The 22,401-nt window shown below is 45.6% G+C and carries 15 protein-coding genes and 1 pseudogene; 2 read left to right on the top strand and 14 right to left on the bottom strand.

Annotated elements, in window-relative coordinates; translation table 11 throughout:
• The first annotated feature begins 13 nt into the window (after positions 1-13).
• On the top strand, positions 14-895 hold the full coding sequence (locus QF041_RS27865) for a putative RNA methyltransferase (RefSeq protein ID WP_373461368.1): 882 nt from the start codon (positions 14-16) through the stop codon (positions 893-895).
• 89 nt (positions 896-984) lie between these two features.
• Here the strand turns inward: QF041_RS27865 and msrA are convergent, their stop codons facing one another.
• The 6 genes from msrA to QF041_RS27835 form a co-directional block, all read right to left on the bottom strand.
• On the bottom strand, positions 985-1,500 hold the full coding sequence (msrA, locus tag QF041_RS27860) for a peptide-methionine (S)-S-oxide reductase MsrA (protein ID WP_237176992.1): 516 nt from the start codon (positions 1,498-1,500) through the stop codon (positions 985-987).
• A gap of 375 nt (positions 1,501-1,875) precedes the next feature.
• Positions 1,876-2,133, bottom strand: coding sequence for a GlsB/YeaQ/YmgE family stress response membrane protein (locus QF041_RS27855; protein WP_017686880.1), 258 nt, complete (start codon positions 2,131-2,133; stop codon positions 1,876-1,878).
• Positions 2,134-2,442: 309 nt separating this feature from the next.
• Complete coding sequence (locus QF041_RS27850) at positions 2,443-3,747, bottom strand: AAA family ATPase (RefSeq protein WP_307416416.1); 1,305 nt, start codon at positions 3,745-3,747, stop codon at positions 2,443-2,445.
• Positions 3,747-5,210: an RtcB family protein gene (locus QF041_RS27845; protein WP_307416415.1), complete on the bottom strand. Its 1,464-nt coding sequence runs from the start codon at positions 5,208-5,210 to the stop codon at positions 3,747-3,749. The genes QF041_RS27850 and QF041_RS27845 overlap by 1 nt, the downstream gene beginning before the upstream one ends.
• A gap of 498 nt (positions 5,211-5,708) precedes the next feature.
• The gene (locus tag QF041_RS27840) at positions 5,709-6,527 is read right to left on the bottom strand and encodes a TerC family protein (protein WP_076212577.1); all 819 of its coding nucleotides are present in this window, start codon (positions 6,525-6,527) and stop codon (positions 5,709-5,711) included.
• Positions 6,528-6,811: 284 nt separating this feature from the next.
• Entirely contained in the window at positions 6,812-7,111 is a 300-nt protein-coding gene (locus QF041_RS27835) for a DUF3817 domain-containing protein (protein ID WP_307416414.1), read from the bottom strand.
• A 215-nt stretch (positions 7,112-7,326) separates the two neighbouring features.
• Here QF041_RS27835 and QF041_RS27830 point away from each other — a divergent pair, with 215 nt between their 5' ends.
• A complete protein-coding gene (locus QF041_RS27830; RefSeq protein WP_307416413.1) occupies positions 7,327-8,430 on the top strand; it encodes a glycosyltransferase family 4 protein in 1,104 nt (367 codons plus the stop codon).
• Between the two features lie 21 nt (positions 8,431-8,451).
• On the opposite strand, the gene QF041_RS27825 is transcribed toward QF041_RS27830, so the two are convergent.
• The 8 genes and pseudogenes from QF041_RS27825 to QF041_RS27790 all read right to left on the bottom strand — a co-directional run bounded on the left by QF041_RS27825 (position 8,452) and on the right by QF041_RS27790 (position 22,234).
• Positions 8,452-8,814 carry an HIRAN domain-containing protein gene (locus QF041_RS27825; protein WP_237176987.1) on the bottom strand — a complete coding sequence of 121 codons (363 nt, stop codon included), beginning with the start codon at positions 8,812-8,814 and terminating at the stop codon, positions 8,452-8,454.
• Between the two features lie 42 nt (positions 8,815-8,856).
• Positions 8,857-9,828, bottom strand: a complete 972-nt coding sequence (locus tag QF041_RS27820; RefSeq protein ID WP_076212352.1) for a helix-turn-helix transcriptional regulator — start codon at positions 9,826-9,828, stop codon at positions 8,857-8,859.
• A 275-nt stretch (positions 9,829-10,103) separates the two neighbouring features.
• A complete protein-coding gene (locus QF041_RS27815) occupies positions 10,104-10,622 on the bottom strand; it encodes a hypothetical protein (protein ID WP_307416412.1) in 519 nt (172 codons plus the stop codon).
• Between the two features lie 159 nt (positions 10,623-10,781).
• Entirely contained in the window at positions 10,782-11,411 is a 630-nt protein-coding gene (locus QF041_RS27810; protein WP_076212356.1) for a 50S ribosomal protein L25, read from the bottom strand.
• Positions 11,412-11,693: 282 nt separating this feature from the next.
• Positions 11,694-14,571, bottom strand: a pseudogene (gene pulA, locus QF041_RS27805) (type I pullulanase).
• Positions 14,572-15,053: 482 nt separating this feature from the next.
• On the bottom strand, positions 15,054-17,102 hold the full coding sequence (gene pulA, locus QF041_RS27800) for a type I pullulanase (protein WP_307416411.1): 2,049 nt from the start codon (positions 17,100-17,102) through the stop codon (positions 15,054-15,056).
• Between the two features lie 173 nt (positions 17,103-17,275).
• On the bottom strand, positions 17,276-20,947 hold the full coding sequence (locus QF041_RS27795) for a DUF5704 domain-containing protein (protein WP_483874695.1): 3,672 nt from the start codon (positions 20,945-20,947) through the stop codon (positions 17,276-17,278).
• 27 nt (positions 20,948-20,974) lie between these two features.
• Positions 20,975-22,234 carry an S-layer homology domain-containing protein gene (locus QF041_RS27790; protein WP_307416409.1) on the bottom strand — a complete coding sequence of 420 codons (1,260 nt, stop codon included), beginning with the start codon at positions 22,232-22,234 and terminating at the stop codon, positions 20,975-20,977.
• Positions 22,235-22,401: the final 167 nt, after the last annotated feature.

Below are 22,401 nucleotides of genomic sequence, written 5' to 3'. Positions count from 1 at the left end.
CAAATCTGAATGAATGGGGTGTTATTCCATGTCAGTCCATCGCAGAGAACGTAGCGCTGCGCTTATTAATCCATACATCCATATGTTGAACTGTCCCATCTGTCATAGCCCTATGGCAACCATTAACTCAGGGAGCATTCAATGTGTGTCCAGGCATAGCTTTGATTTTGCAAGACAAGGCTATATCAATTTCATGACACGTTTTTTCAAGGGCAACTATGACAAACGTTTATTTACAGCCAAAAGGAATATCTTATCGGAAACCGGTATTTATGCTCCTTTGACCGAAGTACTACGCAGTTGGATCGCACGTTATTCCGTTGACATCAGCTATCCCGTGCATATTCTGGATGCAGGCACAGGAGAGGGAACATTTCTACAGCAGATTACGCAGAATACTCCAGCCGTTGGCTGGGGCATCGACATTGCCAAAGAAGGCATTGCCATGGCTTCCTCTGCCTACAACCAGCAAATTTGGTTTGTCGGCGATCTGGCATGCAGTCCGTTTGCAGAAGGTCAGCTGGACATCATCCTGAATATATTTTCTCCTTCCAACTATGAAGAGTTTGGACGAATTCTGAAGGAGGGGGGATGGATCATCAAAGTCATCCCCCGTGAACGATATTTAATTGAACTGAGAGAAATGCTGTTCCTGAATCGACCTGATCGAGCAGACAGCCGGGAACTTACGCTGGACCGATTCCGCAAACATCATCATCTCGTCGCCAGCATTCCGCTGACCTACACGCTGCCCGTCACCGAAAACATGCTGAATTCACTCGTTCATATGACACCACTTTCCTGGCATCGGTCTGGATCATCCCTGGTGAGCATTCAAGCTTCCTTGTCGAAGATTACCATTGACGTAGAAATACTGGTGGGAACAATCAGATAACCATTAGGGCTGATTTCAGCCGCCATACAGCCAAAAAGCCGGGAAAGTTCCAACTGGAACTTTCCCGGCTTTTCATGTGATCTGATGCATTATTTCCAGTTCTGCTCGATAAATTCGTCCCGTCCGGATAACGCACGGTCTTCCTTATAATGTTTCTCGTTTTTCTTGTGGTAATCCTGATGATAGTCTTCAGCCGGATAGAATATAGCTGCATCCCGAATTTCCGTAACAATCGGTTGAGTGAATCGTCCGCTGGCTGCCAGTTCCTGTTTGGACTGTTCAGCAAGCTCACGTTGACGTTCATTATGCACAAAGATTGCCGTACGGTACTGTGTCCCCCGATCCTGGAACTGACCTCCGTCATCCGTTGGATCAATCTGTGGCCAGTATAGCTCCAGCAGTCGTTCATAAGGAAATACATCTGGATCAAATGTAATTTCAACCACTTCGACATGACCGGTCTCCCCGGTTTTGACCTGCTCATATGTTGGATTCTCGACGTGACCGCCGGCATAACCCGATATAATGCCATGAATGCCCGGTTGTTCTTCAAACGGTGTAACCATACACCAGAAACATCCGCCGGCGAATGTAGCTTTTTCCATTCCGTTCATCCCCTCTTATCTAAACTACCTTTTACACTTACCACTCCGATGACAGAACAACCTTCTGATCGCTGTTATCCCCAGATTTTTTATATTTGGCTTTACAAGGAGAAAATCTGGTGATAAAGGCGAGTGTATGCTTTCGAAGCAGCTTTCTTACAGAAAGCTTTTAGCTCCGCTTCTTCAGGTTATTTCTGTCCTCTACGTTCTCGTGTAAATGTTTAGTCCAATTTATATAGATAGCTATTACGCATATCTTTATATATTTTAAAACAACAAGAGGTTGATTGAAAGCCATGGTTATGGCTCTCAATCAACCTCTTCATTGGTAAAACATTTAGCTGACAACTAATTCAAGAAATTATCTTGATTAAGTTACCCGCGACTACGTCCCATCGAACGGAAGATCAAGCTTACGATGGCTACAAGAACGATCGCACCGATCAATGCAGGTACAATGTAGAATCCGCCCATCTCAGGACCCATATCGCCCAAGATTACTCCACCTAACCATCCACCGATGAAACCAGCAATGATGTTACCAATAACACCACCTGGAATGTCACGACCAACGATCAAACCTGCCAACCAACCAATGATACCACCGATAATTAATGACCATAACCAACCCATATCATTCACCTCTAATTAAAGTTTTTGTTGTTGTCTGTCTACTATTAACCGCTACAGAAGCATTTAAACAATTGGCATAAAAATTTTTGCATATTACCTTTTGTCCCCATGCATCTTTCTCTGCAAAACAAGCCTTAGTCAGGTATGGAAACAGATCGCGTTACTTTCCGGCATCTCACCAGCTCAGGGCTGCGTTATGTACCTCCCGAAAGTCATTGTATGTTAGAGCAGACAAGGTTAGTATCACCAATTGAGGTAGGATTATTTATAAAATTGCGTCATATTATAGAATGGATGGGTTAGGTCTGATCAATAAAAGCCTGCACGGCCCTTACCTGGCTGCGCCAGCCAAGTATGTTTATGGCTCTTGTCCAGCTCGCCACGCATCGACTGAATGACTTTCACAATGTCTGTCTGTCCATTCTGATGCCATTCCAGCGCAGCGCTGACATACAACTCACCCAGCTGCGCAAGAGAGAAGGTGTCAGTCAGGCGAGCTGCCTCTACCGTGCCTTCTTCACCCGCGAATATGGTGAAGCCTCGTTGCCGCAAATATTGCAGGCGAAGCTCTTCATCTGGCAAAGGGATTTCATAAGCCCGGTCGAACCGTCCAGCACGGTTCATGAGGCCAGGATCTATTTTCTCCGGATAATTCGTTGTCCCGATCAGGAAAATGCCTTCTTTTGACGTAGCTCCATCCAGTGTATTCAGGAAAAAGGAACGGACTTCATCCGGCATCGAATCGATGTCCTCAATGATCAGTACCATCGGTGCCAACCGCTTGGCAGCCTCGAACACTTCACGCACCGATTCACTGTTGGTATACTCCGTAATCTGCCAATACGCGGCCGGGCCCGGGATACTTCCCGCAATGGATTTTACCAATGTGGTCTTGCCGTTTCCGGGGTGTCCATACAATAGAATTCCCCGTTTATACGGGATATCATAATCTCTGTAAAAGGAACGATCTGCTTCGAAGAACTGATCCAGCGAGCGGAAAATATCCTGCTTGATCTGTGCCGAAAGAACAACATCCTCTCTTCCCACGGAGCGAGTGATGGATTCAACATGACGATCGCTGCCATTCCGGGCATCGGTGTAGACCGTTACTTTTTTCATATTTTGCTGACGTTCCCGTTCCCGGACACTTCCCAGAAATTGCTTCATCTCCTCATCACCGATGGCAAAGACAAAGTCTTCACTGTAGATCCCGTTATCTCGGAAAAATGGAACCCTCACAAGTGCTACGCCCCATTTCGGATAAGCGAATACGTTATTGCGAATGGAGTAATGCACACCATAAGTGGGTATATCTCCATCATCGTCGTAATGCAAGGTCTGAAGCTCCAGATCTTCGAATATACGGGCTACCAATTCCACTTCGTCACTGCCATTTTGCAAGTCTTCCCGGAGTAACTCCCAGTATTCATTGTTCGGGTCAGAACTGGCATAAAGCTTGTACTCAACTCCATAGCGCTGAAGAAGCGCCTCACTGATTCCACGAATCAGCCTTGAATAGATGGCGTACCCTTCCACTCGAATTCGGGTATCATGTTGTTCGTCATAGGTATAGATCGCCTGGGTTGGATCTGTTTGTTTTTCGTTTATTGTCATTATTTCGCTCCCTTTACCGCTACAAGCGGTTTGCATTTGGCTACAACTTGAGCCAGGCCTGCGCCGGTAACACTGTCTATAATTTCATCTACATTTTTATAAGCCTGAGGTGATTCATCAATAATGGATTCAAGTGAGCGTTGATTTACCACAATCTCATCTTCTGTACCCACACCCAGTGCCGTAGCAAAATCTTCCACGCTAATCAATCGTTTTGTTGCCGTCCGTGAACGGATGCGACCCGCACCGTGACATATTGAATAATAATTATCAGCACCCTGCGGCTGACCTACCATGATATATGAAGCAGTTCCCATGGAACCGGGAATAAGCGCCGGATGTCCAGTTGCCAGATAAGGCTTTGGATTGTCCGGGTGACCTGCTGGCAACGCACGTGTCGCCCCTTTGCGATGTACAAAAACGGAACCTTGATCTGCGTGAGATTCCTCCCAGGCATAGTTGTGCATCAGATCGTATAACGTACGAAATTCACATTTGGAGCCAAACACATCCCGGAATGCTTCGCGAATAGCATACGCAATCAGGTGCCGATTGACAACAGCGTAATTCAACGCAGAATACATCATATTCACATAATGACGACCTTCCGCATGCTCAAGTGGAGCAAATACCAGTCTGGGATCGGATGTACCCAGGTTAAGCCGCTGCATAACTTTGGCAATCGCTGACGAACTCGTCTGACTTACATAACCACCCCATGTACGAGAGCCGGAATGAATCATGACCACGACCTGTCCATCATACAATCCCCAAGCTTCAGCGATTTCACGATTCTCTTCAGCGATCTCAATCGCCTGGATCTCGGCAAAATGATTTCCCCCACCCAGTGTTCCGAGCTGACGATGCGAACGATGCCATGTCATATCAGGAACGTGGTTTAACACGTCTTCATCGTAACTGAACTTACTGCTTTCCACATGTGTCAACGCGGTTGATTTTTTCGGTGTATAGCTGTCCGGAATATACTTTTTGGGTAAACCATGCAGTCCTTTACGAACAATATGCTCCAGTCTTATATCCGAGTAATGACCTCGCTGGTTCGCCTCCATCGGCAATACTTTCTCAATGGCCTTAACGAGTTTGCGACGGAGCTTGATGTCTTTCAATTCGTCCTTGTGCAAGTTTGTCATATGCACTCGCATGCCACAGCCAATGTCACTGCCCACGATGGAGGGAGAAACGTATCCGCTCTGCGCATCCCACACGGCTGTCGTTCCAATGCATGTACCTACACCGACGTGTACGTCTGGAGTGTAACTCATATAAGAGATTCCCGGAATCTGCAGATTATTGTTTGCCATCTCGAATACCTTGTAATCGAGCGAGGAGAAGAGCTGTTGCGCCGCATATACGGTTAGGTCGCCTGCAGGCAATTTTACTTCATGCCGGTAGCCACCTGCGATTTCATTTGGATTAGTAAATAAATTAAATTCTGTATTCATAAAAGTGTATTATTCCTTCCTGTACGTTCAGCAAATTCGGTTTGCTGATTCTTCTGTAAAATAAAACTAAAAAAAGTCATAGGCTAATCGCCCATGACTTCTACTGAATGACAATAACGGAGAACAGAGCAGCATAAACATGCTGTCTGTCATCCATCGCTATAATATAAGCGAAGAACGCATATCGATTATAAAAACGCTAAACGATATGCCTATCCCCTATGTCGACCGTATGAGTGCCAATGAAACGATGAGCCGGATATGCTATTGTGTCTACGTTGCGCCCTGTTTGAATCAAATCATAACCAAGCATCATGTCTCTCGGCCTCCCTTCGTTAATGTTAGTCTTATATTAAGGTGACTAGAATTCATGTGTCAACCCTTTTCTTGGAAATTGGACCATGTTACATTTTTCATATGCAAACAAAAACAGGAGATTGTCCTAGGACAATCTCCTGTTTTCCAAATAATAATGATGTTGTTAGCGTAACATGATTATTACAGTCCTGCTTGTTTTTCCAACTCTTCAACCGGATTTTCGTCTTCTTTTTCAGGAACTTTGGAAGACAGGAACCAACCACATACTGCAATGGTGATCAGTACAATATAGAATCCGAATTTCCAAATTTTATTTTCCGGGAAATGCTCATCCAGAACACCCAATGAAGGGTGTGCGAGTGTAATAACTGCCAGCTTAACCCCTACCCAACCCACGATGACAAAGGCCGCAACTTCAAGTCCTGGACGGGAATGAAGCAATTTTACAAAGTATGAGGCTGCAAAACGCATGATCACAAGCCCGATGAATCCACCGAGGAAGATAACGATAAACTGTCCACCGTCTAGTCCGCCAATCGCAGGCAATCCACTTGGTGGCAACGCCACGGCCAAAGCAACAGCAGCCAGAATGGAATCAACTGCAAATGCGATATCCGCTACTTCGACCTTGAAAACGGTCATCCAGAAACCGGATTGTTTTTTCGGTTTCTTAGGTGTTGAATCAGCTGCTTCATCTGTCTTGTTGCGACTACCCAGTATCTTTTTAACGATGTGGTTAATCGAAATATACAGGAGATACAGGGCACCGATCGCTTGTACCTGCCATACATCGACGAGGAAAGAGATCAGGAACAACGAACCTAAACGGAAAACAAATGCACCCATCAAACCATAGAACAACGCTTTTTTGCGCTTATCTTCAGGCAAGTGTTTAACCATGATTGCGAGTACCAATGCATTATCTGCTGCGAGTAATCCTTCAAGGACCACTAAGACAGCAAGCACCCACCCATATTCTAATAATAATGAAACATCCAAAATTGACTCCTCCTTAATATTCTTATGATGTACAAAAAAAAGGACCTTTACCATCACTGGTAAGGTCCTTTTATATCCACAAAAAGAGACCTTTACCGAGCATGAAAACTTGGTAAAGGTCTCGCTAACAACAAAATTGCTGCCAATAAAGCCGGGGATATAATCCCGAATTGACGACTTTACTGTAAAAGCTACTCCCCTTTAACAGGAATATGTAGTTTTAGTTGGAACGGGTTGTTTAACCTGTACTCATCATATTTCATAACGTTAAATAAAGTCAAGCTTTATTTACGATACAACTTACGGAATACGACAACATCATAGATCATATTCCCCAGTGGAATGAAAGAAACAAAGAACAGAGCAATTGGACGGCGCAGACGCCATTTCTGTGAGGTGTACATAGTCACCATAAATAACAAATACATTAAAAACAAAAAACCGTACAGATTCCCAAACCATGTGACAGCCTGCGGCATAACACCGGCGTCTCTCAACGGAAAAGCAACAAACAGTAGCAACACGTACGAAATGCCCTGCAACCACAACATCAGCCGAAAGCGCCCCAGCGTAGAATGTAACATTATTTTCCTCCTGCTTTTATACATGTAACGAATTCAATTGTTCCCGTACAGTATATCACAAAAGCTGAATATCTCGCTTAATGCCATGCAGCAGATTATTCCTGCACGCTTATATGGGTGGTTCACCTATCATTTCGCAGGAGCCAAATCCTTTAACTTCTCATAAGATATATGACGAAGATTGTTACAGATGTCGGACAAGGAGGAGCCTGATCATGAAAATAGCTATGGTTGCACCCGAGAAATTGCCTTTGCCCGGTAATGGTTCCGTGGAAATCTGTATCCTGGGCATCGCTCGTGAACTAGCCCATCGCCATCAGGTGACCATTATAAGTCGTCAAATGCAAGGTCTACCCGCCACAGAACAGATCGACGGGATCACCATCCAACGTGTCCCTGCATCGAGTCCTGTCATGTACACCAAAGCAGTTATACGTCTGTTATCCAAACAACCCTACGATGTCATTCAAGTGGATAACAGGCCACGAAGTATGGCTACCATCAAACGAGCTTTTCCACGTACTCCCGTTGTACTCTATCTTCACTCGTTAACGTTTGCTCAGCCCGGGCCTTCCAAACTCACATTAATGAAAAAAGCTGATTGGATTGCCGTCAACAGTCATTCCCTGCGAAAAAGGTTAGGCCGCAGATTTCCGTTGGTAAAACACCGGATGAGTGTTGTTCCATTGGGTGCAGATCTAAGCCGCTTCAGACCTGTTGAATCCAGCGAAGAACAGATTCATCTGCGTACACAATTTGGAGTAACTAAACCATTCTCTATTCTGTATGTCGGCAGGCTGATCCCTGGAAAAGGTGTAGACGTATTAATTCGTGCGACTGCCCTCCTTCAGCAACAGATGCCTGTTCAACTGGTTGTTGCAGGCAAAGGACCTCCGTATTACATGCGTAAACTTCGCGAACTTGCCCAAAAACAAAAAGTCCATGTTTCCTTCCGTGGTCAGATAAACCATGAGCATATCGATCAGTTGTATCGGGCAGTCGATTGTCTGGTCTGTCCGTCTCAAGAACATGAAGCGTTTGGCCTGGTTAATGTTGAGGCGATGGCTTCAGGATTACCCGTCATTGCTTCGGATAACGGAGGTATTCGTGAGATTATTGAATCAGGTATCAATGGATACCTTGTCACCGCTTATAAGCGTCCCCAACGTTTCACCTCTTACCTGTACAAACTTGCAAGCAATCCCACTTTTGCCGAGATGTTAGGGAAAGCTGGCCGAGACAGCGCAAGGGCACATTTCAGTTGGGCAAGAACAGCCATGCATCTGGAAGCGACCTATACCAGGCTCATCCGTAAATGAGCCTTTCTTCTGTTAGGATGATCAAGCTTTTTCACGAAATTGCCATCCCTTAATCAAAGAATCCATCTGCGGAACAGGAATGTGACTCATCTCAATTAACTCCATAATCACCATGTCTCTCATCATGAATCGTACTTTGGCACACGTTAGTTGATGAAATACATCGTAGAATGCGGTCCCGGTCCAACATCCATGAGGTACGACAAGTGGATCATTAACGATATAACCTACGGCTCCAATCGGGGGAATAACAACCTTAATCGCTTGATGATCCAAACGATTATCTGGATCTTTGACGAGATACACCGTATCCCCCACATGTAAAGCTTGTACTCCATGGTAGTGGTCCATCCCATACATAGCTGCGAATAATTTGGTGCTCATATTACCTGCTCCTTTTCCAGTATTTCTCCATGATTAAAATTTTCACAAAGATACATCGGTTTCATAATGTTCCAACCACTCGACAAGTTGCCTGCGTATCTCTCTACGAAACTCACGAGGTTCAAGTACCTCTGCCTCGGGCCCAAATTGATACAACCATTTCAAAAATTCTCTGCTGCTATTCAGTGTCACTTCAAATAACAATCCCCCATCCGACATATTCGTCATTCGCGGGCGAACAAACATCTCTTCTTCTTTTATGTAGGGGGCCACTTTCTCAGAGAATCTTACCTTGAAATGGATATTTTCGTCGCCACGGTCAATAGACCATGTGTTCTTCATGTACTGTGTTATGTTGAAATCACCCTTGTCGAAACCGGCATTTGTTCGTGTCACATCCAAAAAACGGCTAATTCGAAACAATCGAACTTTTTGCAGCAAATGGCAGTATCCGATCAAATAAAAACGTTGATCACGTGGAATGAGATAATAGGGATCGATATCCCGGACTGTGATCTCATTTCTTGTCAGCGTATGATATTGAGTACGAATGGTTTGCTGGCTTAGAATAGATTCGATAATGGGAATCAGCAAATTAGGGTCTTTTCCTTCCTCACGATAAGCAGGCGTGCCCATCCGAATAATTCCCGCAATATTCTCTACAATGTCACTGTTTCTTGATTTTAGTTTGGTATGAGCCGACATGACCTTGTCAAAAGCTGAATCGAACTCAGCAGGTAACTTGGAGGTGTCAACTACGGACGGCAGCAAGGAGAAGACCATTGCTTCCTGTTCAGTAAAATCTAATGGATACATCGCAAACTCACCAATAAATCGGTAACCTTTGCCGTATCCTTCATTCATAATCGGGGCGACCCTATCCAAAATCCGGAGATCACGATAAATCGTGCGTACAGTCGTACCGCATTTCAGCGCCAATTCCTTGGCCGAAATTCCAGGATTTGCTTGTATAGCCTGAAGTATACGCAGCAGACGAATTAATTTCTCTGTCATGTAGTTTCTCCCCTTCGATATTTTATCGGCAAGGAAAACTAGTTCCTTTAGTACAGGACTAAATCTTTAGTCCCAATTTTATTTTCGCAATTTCACCATTTTTGTATAGTCCAATTGCACTTTTACCCCCTTTTAATATACATTCTCTTACTTGCTTGCGTAAAACATTAACCCAAAAGACCTTAAACCTAAGCCTGAAAGCCTATACAATTTTCTAAAAATAATACAAAAAAAGCCCTGATCTCTACAAAGAGACAAGGCTTTTCTCGGAATTACTAGTTATGCAACTGTAATAATTGATCCATCACATTTGCCATATGCTCACAGAGTTCAGGAATGTCCCCCATCTGGTCTTCATTCACACTGCGGTCAAAATAAACGTGAGCCGTGACGTTATACATGATTGGCTGTTCATCAAAGATATATCGGATGTTCTGGCACACCCTCTGCTCAGGCCAGCTCTTCTGTAATATCGGACCAATAACCGGGCACTGCTTCTCAGGCTCCTTCACAACCATACTAAACCGTAGTTCCAAACGGCAACCCGGATTCGCACCAGGCGTCTCCAGGATCTCCGCTGCAAGCTCCTCAAGGGAACTGCTTAATACAACTTCCCCTGTTACTTCCGGGCGATCCCTGAGACAGAATTGTAATGTGAACTCTCTGGACATCACTGCCATCTCCAGCCGATCTTTACGCCCTGTAATCTGAATACGTTCATCCAGGTTATCCATATCATAGAGATAATTCTCAAACCCGACTTTCAGATTATCATACACCGTTGGATCAAACATTGAATTAAACCTACTTTCTTACCCTTTAACATGTATTGTAGTACATTCTCATTTTTCATGCGAACATCGAAATCTCTTGTCTTGGAAATATAAAAAGCCCAGTCACTAGGACTGGGCTTCCCGCTAAGCATGCGATCTGATGAGATCCCTGAGCTTCGCTTATTCTTCTGTAGCTTTTTCTTCAGCTGCCGGTTCAGCTTCCTCAGCAGAAGCCGTTGGCTCTTCCTCAGCGGCTTGTGGCGGCATGACGGAAGCGATGATGGACTCAGGTGATGTTATGAGTGTCAAACCTTTATCCAGCTTGATATCCGCAGCAGTCAAGCGATCACCAATATCCAATCCGCTGACATCCACCTCAATGGACGTTGGCAGATCCGCAGGCAATCCTTCTACTTCCAGCTGTGTCTCCTGTGTCTGGAATACACCGCCAGCTTTCGAGCCGGCCGCTGTACCCTGGAAGTCGATCGATACACTTACGCTGATCGGTTTGTTCTTGGAAATTTGCAAAAAGTCTACGTGCAGCAAACGTCCGTTACGCTCTTGCTGATCCTTGATCAGCACCGGAACCGTTTTACCGCCCTCCACATTCAGGTTAAACATTTCGGAGCGGCCTGTGCGTGCCACTTTCAGCATTTCTTTTTCATCTACATGTATTGAAGCACCTTCAAGTCCCGGGCCGTAAACGACTGCGGGAACTCGTCCGCCTTGTCTTAACAGGCGCAGTGCTGCACCTTTCTTTTCCGTTCTTGGCGTTGCTGTAAGTTGAGCCATTTTTCCGTTGGATTTCATGATTGAACATCCTCCTTCAAGGGATCACTACATTATATTTGTTGGAAAGCGCTAAAGCTTCGCTTATAGACCATAATTGGTCTTTTTTCCTTTGGCCGAATCGTGGGCCATATCTATATTTACCCCAATGATAGAGGATCTCAAACACGAAACAGGACAATTAATTATTTTTTGGCAAGTTATGCGGCTTATAATCAGACCAAAAAAGCAGTAGGAATCTCTTCCAACTGCTGGTTTAACAAGGTTTTGACGAACTACATTCGACGTTATAAATAAAGAAAACTATGCACTATTACGATCCTCTGTTTTTTCGCTTTCACGAATGATCTGCATCTCGTCTGATCCGCTACGGACAATAATGTGTACATCCCCATCTTCAGGTACAATGTCCACGTAACGGTCTCCGCACGTATCTTTAGCTTCCCATTCGTTCAATCGAATGATCAATCCCAGGTGATGCAGACCCGGAGCAACGCGGAAGCGGGCTTCTGCGGCATTTCCGACTTGTTCCAGCCGTACTGCTCCGTCCTCCATACCTGTGCCCCATACCCAGACATCCCAACCTTCATAATACCGGTCTTCCCGTTCGTATCGAAGTGTGACGGTTCGCGAAATCTGTTTATGAATCGTTACACCAAGCGTTGCCCGGATTCCTCCAGCTTCAGCAATAATATGGGTTATTCCAGGTGTCATCGCACGTACGATCCCTGCTGCACTCACCGCTGCAATTTCTGGATGAGAAGAGCTCCAGCGTATATTTGAATCCTGAAGCGGCTGACCAAATTGATCCAGAACCAAAGCACGGAAGCGACTGATTCGAGTCATGTACATGACAGGTTCGCCCACAATTTCGATTCGTTCAGCATGACGATAATCCACTTGTAACATACAGCTTGCCGTTATGTCCCCACAGTGGACTGTAATCGAAGCTTCCCCCCGTTCCAGTGCATGGATTGTTCCATCAGGCTGGATCTGAATAATATCCGGATCAGAAGAAGTCCAGGTAACTGGAGCTTTTTCTACCACATTGCCAATACTGTCCCGTACGATCGCTCGCAGTTGAGTGGTCTCCTTCGGACTATATACCTGGCGAGGAAAACTAATCTCCACTGTTGATGGTTCAGCGCCTCCAGCATGCTCTGTGTCATACAGTACCATCAAAGACCATCGTTCTACCTGAACAGTACCACGAACAGTCTCGATCACGTCTGTGCCTGCCTGATGATCATTGACTACAACGTGCCAGTCCCCTTCCCCCAGGTCGACATGCTGCTCATGTTCCGTTCCGTTATAGATGACCATAATCTGATTCCAGGTGTCCTGATTCGCACCATTCTGAAGTATAAAGGCAACTACATTGCCATCCGCACGAATAACACGAAGGTGATTTCGTACCTGTTCAGCATCAATCATACGAAAAGCGGGATGTGTTCGCCGCAAATGAATAAGACCACGATAGTAGTCGAACACCAGTCTGAAGCGTGATTTGTTGGCCCATGTGATGGCGTTCACCGCATCCCCGCTCCGATAACTGTTATGATCACCGGCTTTGGATCTGAGCATCTCATCCCCTGAATGCAGAAACGGAATTCCCTGAGAAGTAAGCAGAATGCCGGAAGACAGTAAAAGAGCGACGAACCATCTCATGATTCAAAACATCATCTGCATCCACATACCGATATGGATCTGCTGCTTTTACCGCGGACTCAGCACTCCCACCACCCACGGGCTGTCCGTCCTTCCATACGGGAAATCCTAATTCATGTCTAAGGTTCATTGTTGTTGCAATTTTATCCCACAGATTGAGATTGTCATGAGCAGTCACATAATTGACAACTTCCACTGGTGAAGATGTGAAATCATCCAGTGCTCCTGCTAATCCCCTAATAAGCTCATATTCCTGCCCTCCGGCACCCGTAACAAAACCTCTGCCACTGCCATCACTATCGCCCTTGATTGCACTGCGAAAATGATCATTAAATACTGCAAACCCCTGACCTCGCTGGGTTCCTTTTAATGTTTTGCGGTCCAAAGGTGAATCTCCACCCATCCAGGGTTCCCCATAGATCAGAAACGCCGGATCGATCTGTTCCTTCAATTCGCGTGTCAATTCATTCATCGTTTCCGTATCAATCAGGGCCATGAGGTCAAATCGAAATCCGTCCACATGATATTCTTCTGCCCAATATCGGAGAGAATCCAAAATATATTTTCGCACCATTGGACGTTCTGTCGCCAATTCATTGCCTACACCAGAACCATTACTGAGGGTACCATCCTCCCGATAACGGTAATAATAGCCTGGTACAATCCGTTCAAAAGGTCCCTCTTCCACGCTATACGTGTGATTATAGACAACATCAAGTACAACGCGAATGCCTTGTCTGTGAAGCGATTGAACGAGTGATTTGAGCTCCCGAATTCGAACTGCAGGATCGCGAGGATCTGTCGCATACGAACCTTCGGGAACGTTATAATGCTGGGGATCATAACCCCAGTTGTATGGTGCTCTGACATTTGAACCCACATCTGCTGTAGCGAGTTCATTCACCGTCTGATAATCCGCCACAGGCAGAAGATGTACATGAGTGACTCCCAGTTCGGCAAGATGGTCTACGCCAATACTATTGCCTGCTCTATCCGTCAGACCGGATGCCGTGAATGCCAGATATTTTCCCTTGTACGGAATATCTGCATGTGGATCCGAGGAGAAATCACGAACATGCAACTCATATAACACGGCATCAACAGGACGCAGAAAAGCAGGTTTGACATCCAGGTCCCAATCGACTGGATTGGTGGTCTCCAGATCAATAATAGCCGTTCGTTGCCCATTAGCCGTTACCGCTCTGGCATAAGGATCAACAACTACTTCAATCCGCTGATTATCATGGATAATTCGGTACATATAATAATGTCCTGCCCAATCGCCTGTAAGCTCCAAAGTCCAAATTCCGTCCACATCACGTGTCAAGAAATGTTCCTGCCCATTTTCATGATCTTGTACTTTACCAATATCGTTGTAATGCCCTTCATCGTCAAAAACCAATATATAAACCTGTTGTGCCGTAGGTGCCCACAATTTAAAAGTACTTGCTGCACGAGTATATGTTAAGCCAAGATCGTTGCCATCGTAACGAAAAGAAGTCCATTCCGGCATCGTTCCCACCGCCTTTATATCCATTGATTTCGTGTTGTCCCGATGTTACGGAGTGGGACGTTGTTTGTCAACCCGGGGTTGTCTGTACTCATCATATCGGTCCAATTTGCGTATTCAATTAGCAATCGCTTTCAAAATATAGGATATGAAAACAAGCGCCATAGATTGACAGCATTTGTACCTGTCCTGACAAAAAAAGTTTGGAATATACGAGAATAAATTGCAGGATGTCATTTGGTTGAGATTAAAATGCACCAACAGGTGCACAGCATAAAAATGCTCCAGACATGACGATGTATAGCCCTGCGACCGAGGCATTGGTTTCTGACGCATCAACAAATCCCCCTTTCTTACGGGAAAGGGGGATTTGTTTTATCTCAATTTATTTGATTAGATTTGATTGGATATCTTGAACGTGTCCTTGTTAGCGATTTTACTAATGGTTTGTTGGACCCTTCAATTCTTGGCAAGCTTTGCGTTCATTAGGAATTGGAATACATCACCGTAAGGGATATCGCATTCACATGTACCTGTCCGTCCTGTATGGTGCGTATCGTATCAACGCCTGCTTGTCCTTTCTCTACAATCACATTCCATGTCCCTGTGGGAATAGCGATATCACGGTTTTCTTTTGCCGCGTTATAGATGACAACAATACGTTCCCATGAATCGCTGGCTGCTGTACCGTTCAGTTCATACGCTAACAGCCCGTTACCTTTTTCGATCAGACGAACATGCTTCTCGATATCTTCCCGTGTACGTAGCCGAAAGGCTGGATGTTCTCGCCGAAGACGGATCAGCCCACGATAATAATCAAATACCGGCTTGAACAGCTTCTTCTGCTCCCAATGTATGGCATTGACCACGTCTCCACTCTGATGGCTGTTGGCGTCCCCATATTTGCTGCGAAGCAGCTCATCTCCAGCCGCGATCAGGGGGATACCCTGGGAGGTTAAAACGATACCATTGGCAAGCAGACAACGCCTAACGGTCTCATTCTCCAGAATGTGTTCCGAATCGATCTGCAGGTAAGGCTTAGCCTTCTCTACTGCCTCTTCCACACTCTGGCATCCACGAATACTTCCATCCTCGTCATAGGTGAGGAAATTCAAGGTATCGTGGAGTCCTTGTGTACGTGCGACTTTGTCCCACAGGTTGAGATTATCGTGCACCGTTACATAGTTAATCGTCTCGGATGGACCATCCGTAAAATCCTGAACGGCTCCCCGGACGCCAGTCCACAATTCGTCTTCTTTCCCGTCCGCGCCCGTCGCAAATCCCGTACCCATGCCATCGCTGTCTCCCTTGATCACTCCGCGGAAATTATCGTTAAACACAGCAAAACCCGCCCCGCGTTGCGTTCCTTTTAGGGTCATATCATCACCAAGCGGCGAATCCAGTGCGCCCCATGGTTCACCATATAACAATATGGAAGGTGACACTTCGGTGTGCAATTCCGCTGCAAGTTGTTTCATCGTAGTTGTGTCGATCAGGCCCATCAGATCAAATCGAAAACCGTCCACATGGTACTCCTCTGCCAAGTAACGGACCGAGTCGATGATAAATTTGCGAACCATGGTGCGTTCAGTAGCCACCTCATTGCCCGTACCTGAACCATTGCTATAGGTCCCATCGGCGTTTTGACGATAGTAGTACCCTGGTACAAGTTTTTCAAAAGAGCTGCCTGCCGTATCAAACGTATGATTATATACCACATCCATAATGACACCTATTCCCTTGTTATGAAGGGCCAGCACCATGGATTTGAACTCACGAATTCGTGTCTCCGGATCATCTGCACGTGATGCATAGGAACCTTCCGGGACATTGTAATGGAGCGGATCATATCCCCAGTTATAGTTGGAGCCATCAGACGTATCACCATCTACTCTGGATTCATCCACCGTCGCAAAATCAAATACAGGCAGCAGATGCACATGGGTGATCCCGAGTTCAACCAAATGATCGATCCCCAGTGTGTTGCCCTCCGAATCACGCAGACCCGTCTCGGTAAAAGCCATGTATTTGCCTTTATTCGTTATACCCGATGATGGGTGAATGGAAAAATCACGTACATGCAGTTCGTACAGGACTGCATCTACAGGACTGGTCAATTCTGGGCGAATGTCCTCACTCCATCCCTTCGGATGTGTCTGCTCCAGTCTGACAATTACACCCATTTCTCCATTCATGGTCACTGCTCGTGCGTAGGGGTCTACAGCATGGGTTGAATGTCCATCTTCGAAAGTAGGCTTATACATGTAACGGTAGCTACTTAAATCACCCTCCAGTTCCAGAACCCAGATGCCTTGTTCTTTCTTTTGCATAGGTAACGCCTGCTGTTTCTGTTGATTGGGCTCTTCTTCCGGGCTCCCCCCTGTCAAAGGTGGGTACAGAAGTAGTTCCATCTGAACAGCTAACGGTGACCAGACTTTGAAGTGACAGGTTTGTGCTTCTAATGTGACACCTAAATCTCTTCCTTTGTATGTATCTTCTGAAATCATTATTTCCTGCTTATCCTCTTCAATCATGTGTGTTGTTCCCCTCTCGTTGAGAAAATTGATGAATATGGATGGTACGAGTGCTCCTTACCCTTTATACCCGTTCTGCTGCCCAACCATAATCCGAATTACACAAAAAAGAAGACAAACGTCATGTAGATTCACATTACGCTTGCCTTCTTTATGGGTAAAACGATATCTCTCTAATGTGGTACCTGGGATTGGAAATCATTCCGGCTGGATTGATCGGCGTGGTACAAAACCACGTCCCCATCTTGCATCGGCCAGCTTCTCCCCTGATTATCTACCGGGTTGTTATCAAAACCTTCCATTTGCCATTGATTCATCAACGGTGCGTGAATATATTGCAGATGTGGTGCACTCGTATTACCACTGCGCAATGTTTCCATATTGAAGTTAACCACAATGTAACCCTCCCTCAGAAATACCATTGCCTTCTCATCCAACTGGTTTTGTCTGGCAAGTGACTCGAGATCGGTTCCTTTGGGCACTGCATATACATCTGCGGGCAAGCTATATTCCCCATACCAGCGCTGAATCGCTGCATTCGCCCGATCCACATTAACACTGGAGGGAATATCTGCTTTTGGGCCAATGAGTGTGCGGATCTGTGAAGGAAGAATCATCCAGTCATAACGACCTACCCACGTTTTATGATGAGAGGTCTGATCCACGAAACGAACCATATGTTCCGCCATTGTACCCTGATTGCGTTCCTCCTCCGACAGTTCATAGGTATACTGATAGCGCGCTGTATCACCTAACTCCGTACCGGGGACATTCCGCAACCGTGAGTTCAAGACAACAAAACGTTTTTCTAAATCTTGTGCCGATCCGATACGAATGAGTCGTTCCTGTCCTCGATGGTAGTATAAATCCACTTTTTGCTGGGTGGTGCCATCTTTACTCACAAAAGAGAACGTCGGCGTGATTCGGATACCATCCTGTTTCCCAAACATGTTGCCCTTGGTTTTCAGATCAAACTTGAAATGGTAACCTGTCTTCACTGCAGCATTCCGGAAACCTTGTATCGGATGACTGCCGGGACGAATAGGCAGGACATAGGGAGCCAAATTACCCCGGGGCTCTCCGTCTATACTGTTTCCTCCGGTCCAGTAGCTCACACCCGTTGGTTCGGGGCTGCCCATCCGCTTACGGAACACGTTCTCCCAGTTGTAGTCTGAAATATCGGTGATGTGAAAATCATACAATCGTCCGATAACCTCTACAGCAACGGTATCTGCTGCGACATGATGGGTCAGATTGGTGTTCGCATCCTGTTGTTCTGTGAAGTTTGCAGGTGCATTTTCGGCGATATTTCGAAACTCAACCTGGTAATTCCCTTCATCTACCCATACAGGAAGATAAAAAGGGGTGTCCAACTGATTTACCGGAATATCCACCCATGTCTTGGCCGGAATAAACTGACTTCTGGCACCGTTATAGACATCGAATGGAAAACGAACCTGTTTGATCCGGAAATATTTCGCATAATCATGGTTTCCATACCCAGGATAACTTGCTACATCCAAATGTTGACCTGAGGTTGGGATTCGTACAATGAATGGGCGCTCTAAAATAAGTGCAGCTCTGGTCGGATCAGGCGTAGTCTTCTGGTTATGCGGCTGATCATCTGACACCCAGGCATAGTTCACAACTGGAGTATGTACTGTAACCGAGTTAATGCCCAGAATGGGGAACTTCTGATCCTGCCCTCCGTTAACATTGCCAGGGAGAAGTCCATACGTAATCTCACCCGTGGTTGGCTGGTTAGCTTTGTTCATCAATGTGTTCTTAATCGTAAGCCGGTTCTGGTACAGAACATCGTCTCCGATCATGCCAGACTGCGGGATCGTCCCAGGTCTTGGAGCGGTTTTCTCCACGGGAGCAGGATCCATAATCGTCGCTCCATTAAAGGTTACTTTATCATTATTGACGGTATTCTCTCTAACCTCCGCTTCAGCTTTGGATTGAAACAATGATGTTTCATCTGGCGTAGGCGGTTCAACCGAACCACCCGGAACCCCTTCGGTGCCAAGATCAATCTCTCGACATGGCGCAGGTTTTACATGAGTGGTAACCGCAGGATCCATAGCCGATTGCAAAGTCGGTGGTGTATATGCATTGGGCGTCAAGGTCACGGTGTCACCATAACCACCTAGCGCATAGTTAGATACCTTGGCTTCATTTAACTGATAAACCTCCAGGTTATCGATCTGCCAATAGCTATATGTCCGTGTTACTTGCATATTCTTATCTCCAGGTACATCAAGTTCTTTTGGCTCAGGAGGTGTTCCTGGATCACCCTCACCACTAGAGGCTCTTCCCGGGATCGTCCAGGTTTTATGATAAACCCTTTTCACTTTAACGGTGTAAGTCACCGTTCCCGTCATGTTAACCCAGCGGTGCTGAAACAGATATTCCTTGGCCAAGACATTGGCATAGAGATCTTCCGAAGTTGGAATACCATGGGTAACATCGAACTTCTCAGATCCACGCTCGTCTGCCTTCAACACACCTCGGACAGATGGGTCCATAACCGATGCTTCAATAACCGTGCCTCTACTAGGTGGGCTGATGGTCACAGGGCAAGCGTTCGCAGGGTCGCCCCCCGGATCGCCATCATTACCACCTCCTCCATTATCCGTGCAGTCCTTCACTTCAAGCACCTGAGTCCCTTGTTCATCCAGTTGCTGAGCAGAATCAAGAAAATGAGCTTTTATGGTAGTGCTACCCACGATCCCTTTGGTCGTGATTTTGCCATCAGCGCCGATCGTTGCCACAGCCGGATTCGAGCTTTGCCACGTCAATTTGGGATGAGCCGTCAGTTTATGAACAGAGCGATCCGGTTTGGTTAGAACTGCTTCTGCCTGTAGAGGTGTCGTATTGGCTTTACAAGCATTCGGCAGATTCACAACGAGTCCTGGCTGAGACGTGACTGTTATGGTGGCGGTATCCGAGATCAGATATGTACCATTGTTCCAGATTGCACGCACAGTGACCGTGCCTGGACTTTCGGCCTTTAACATTCCTGTTTTCAGTTCAATGCTCGCGATCGTCTCGTCAGAGGAAAACCATTTGATTTCCGTTTCCCTGCGGGATACGTCGATGCCCTCACCAAAAGCTGTCGCACCATAACCTTTCGTCTTCACCTTGGCTTCCATCTGTTGTGTTTTCCCTATGTTAAGGGTAGAATCCTCTTCTACAGTTATCTCTTTTTCTTCTTCCAAATCACCTTCCCAGATGATATCCATGGGTGTAAAATAAGAAGCATTGTATTTAGGACAGCCCGCCGTTGTTTGCCCACCATTTGCGAAAGGGCTCTTCTCGGTTGGTATATGGTACCCTCCAGTAATTGTTCTTATTGCAACAATTGTTGAAGGAAAAGGTGGGGTAGGGTCTCCCACACCAGTATATGAATCTTGATCTGCTCTCCCCTGATAATTAACATCATGGATTCGGACATTAAAGATACTTGAGACTTCTACTCGTCTGGAATTATAATCAGGCCAGTTTTCTGCAGGCCATCTACTGAAATCTACACTATCTGGAACTTCTGTAGCAGCAGGAAATGGACTGGAGCAACTCCCTGCATTATTCGCATAAGTTGGTCCCCCAGCATGGTCAGCTCTAAATTGTCCGCTATCCACTTGGTACCAATATACCCCTGGCCTCCCTACAGTAGGAGTGGCTAATATTGAAACCTTCCGAGGGTTTTTCATAGATTTAGGTCCATACTCATCTGTAGCAGCATGAACAACGTTCATAGGTAAGTACAATACTAACAATAATAATATTTGTGAAATAAATATACTCACTAAAATAATAGCAGAAAAATAATTAAGCTTTTTCATTACAACTTGCTCACCATCCTGATAAGGCTACCTTTGAATTTTAAATTCTCCTTCTGTATCTGATTTCAAAAAATAAGACCAAGATTTATTCCTTAAAGTCGATGTAGTCCAAAATCTTTTCTGTAATCCTTTTTTTATAAGTTCTCCTGAGTCCATAGGAATTGTCACATTACTCTGTTTCTTAGCCAAATCTAAATCAAGACGATTAAATTGTATTAACGAATCCGAAAGACCTTGGTTAAATGTAATTAAATTCGAGGTTTCTAAGTTAGATGTAAATGACACATCTGCAAAAGTCCTATAGGAGCCACTTGCGTACTTATCCGGAAGAAAGAGCTTCGCGTAAATACCCTTCGGCTTATTTTGAGTAGCGTCTACAACGATAAAACGATGAATTTTTAATACACCCGATTTATTGCTTAAATTGATATTTCCTTTCGATAAATCAGATATCATGACCGAACCTGAACTATATTCATAATTACTAATGGTCGTTAAATTCGTACCCGTCGTGCCGACCTCTCTCATCTCATTCAAGTCACTATACTTCCCTGCATCCGTGCCCTCCACGTCCATATAACGCAGTAAAATGGCCGATACTTCTGCACGAGTGGTGGAATCCGCTGGTTTTAATGTGCCATCCTGGAATCCACCTACAATCCCTGTCCCACGGACAAGGGCAAGATACGGAATCTGTTCGGCACGAATGGTGCCGCGGTTCACTTCCGGTGTGGGGAGCAGCGTATTTTTTGTATCGTTAAAAGCATCCTGAAAGCTGCTCCCGGACTTTATCAGTCCATTTGCAATCCATTTCATCATCTCGTAACGCGTTAGCTCAGCATTTGGATTGAACCCTTTGGCGTAATCGCCAGCATTAATGAATCCTTGTCCAACAAGTTGGCTAACCGCCGCTTCAGACCAATGTCCCTTGAGATCAGCAAAGGGATTCTGCCCCTCTACCTTCTCCAGTCCAGTCGCACGGGCAAGTATGGTCGCATATTCCCCACGCGTGATTTTGCCATTGGGACGAAACGTTCCATCCTGGTAACCAGAGATCAAGTTTTTTTCATACGCTTTGGCAATTGTTGCTTGAGCCCAGTGGCCCTTGATATCCTTGAACTTGCTAAGGGCAGTGTCACTTGTTCCCGATGCGGCATTCGCTTTTGACGTCAAATGTACGGGGCCAACGGGCAATAGTGTTCCTACCAATACAGCTGTCGTTAACAACCCGACGATCCAACCGTTCCGTTTTTTCTTCTTCTCGTGTCCTTTAATCTGCTTCTTCAACCTACTCACGCTCCTATGTACCTTAGTATGGGGATGCTTTGCTTGGTCAACCTAGTCACTTCTCTTCATAACCAAAACCTAAATTTGCCATAATAATCAATATTCTACCATGTTGTACTAGGCTATTGGTATTATTTTTCGTCCATCCCCATCACTTCAAGGCGTGC

It is taken from the genome of Paenibacillus sp. W2I17, assembly GCF_030815985.1.
In the GTDB taxonomy this organism is placed as follows: domain Bacteria; phylum Bacillota; class Bacilli; order Paenibacillales; family Paenibacillaceae; genus Paenibacillus.
The sequence above is the reverse complement of the archived record's forward strand: the minus strand, read 5'-3'. Positions and strand labels throughout refer to the sequence as shown.

Excerpts from the sequence above, each read along its gene's own strand:
- QF041_RS27815 (WP_307416412.1), bottom strand. The coding sequence starts at position 10,622 with ATGTTTGATCCAACGGTGTATGATAATCTGAAAGTCGGGTTTGAGAAT.
- QF041_RS27820 (WP_076212352.1), bottom strand. The coding sequence starts at position 9,828 with ATGACAGAGAAATTAATTCGTCTGCTGCGTATACTTCAGGCTATACAA.
- msrA (WP_237176992.1), bottom strand. The coding sequence starts at position 1,500 with ATGGAAAAAGCTACATTCGCCGGCGGATGTTTCTGGTGTATGGTTACA.
- QF041_RS27865 (WP_373461368.1), top strand. The coding sequence starts at position 14 with ATGGGGTGTTATTCCATGTCAGTCCATCGCAGAGAACGTAGCGCTGCG.
- QF041_RS27850 (WP_307416416.1), bottom strand. The coding sequence starts at position 3,747 with ATGACAATAAACGAAAAACAAACAGATCCAACCCAGGCGATCTATACC.
- QF041_RS27845 (WP_307416415.1), bottom strand. The coding sequence starts at position 5,210 with ATGAATACAGAATTTAATTTATTTACTAATCCAAATGAAATCGCAGGT.
- QF041_RS27825 (WP_237176987.1), bottom strand. The coding sequence starts at position 8,814 with ATGAGCACCAAATTATTCGCAGCTATGTATGGGATGGACCACTACCAT.
- QF041_RS27810 (WP_076212356.1), bottom strand. The coding sequence starts at position 11,411 with ATGAAATCCAACGGAAAAATGGCTCAACTTACAGCAACGCCAAGAACG.
- QF041_RS27830 (WP_307416413.1), top strand. The coding sequence starts at position 7,327 with ATGAAAATAGCTATGGTTGCACCCGAGAAATTGCCTTTGCCCGGTAAT.
- QF041_RS27855 (WP_017686880.1), bottom strand. The coding sequence starts at position 2,133 with ATGGGTTGGTTATGGTCATTAATTATCGGTGGTATCATTGGTTGGTTG.
- QF041_RS27835 (WP_307416414.1), bottom strand. The coding sequence starts at position 7,111 with ATGTTACATTCTACGCTGGGGCGCTTTCGGCTGATGTTGTGGTTGCAG.
- pulA (WP_307416411.1), bottom strand. The coding sequence starts at position 17,102 with ATGATTGAAGAGGATAAGCAGGAAATAATGATTTCAGAAGATACATAC.
- QF041_RS27795 (WP_483874695.1), bottom strand. The coding sequence starts at position 20,947 with ATGAAAAAGCTTAATTATTTTTCTGCTATTATTTTAGTGAGTATATTT.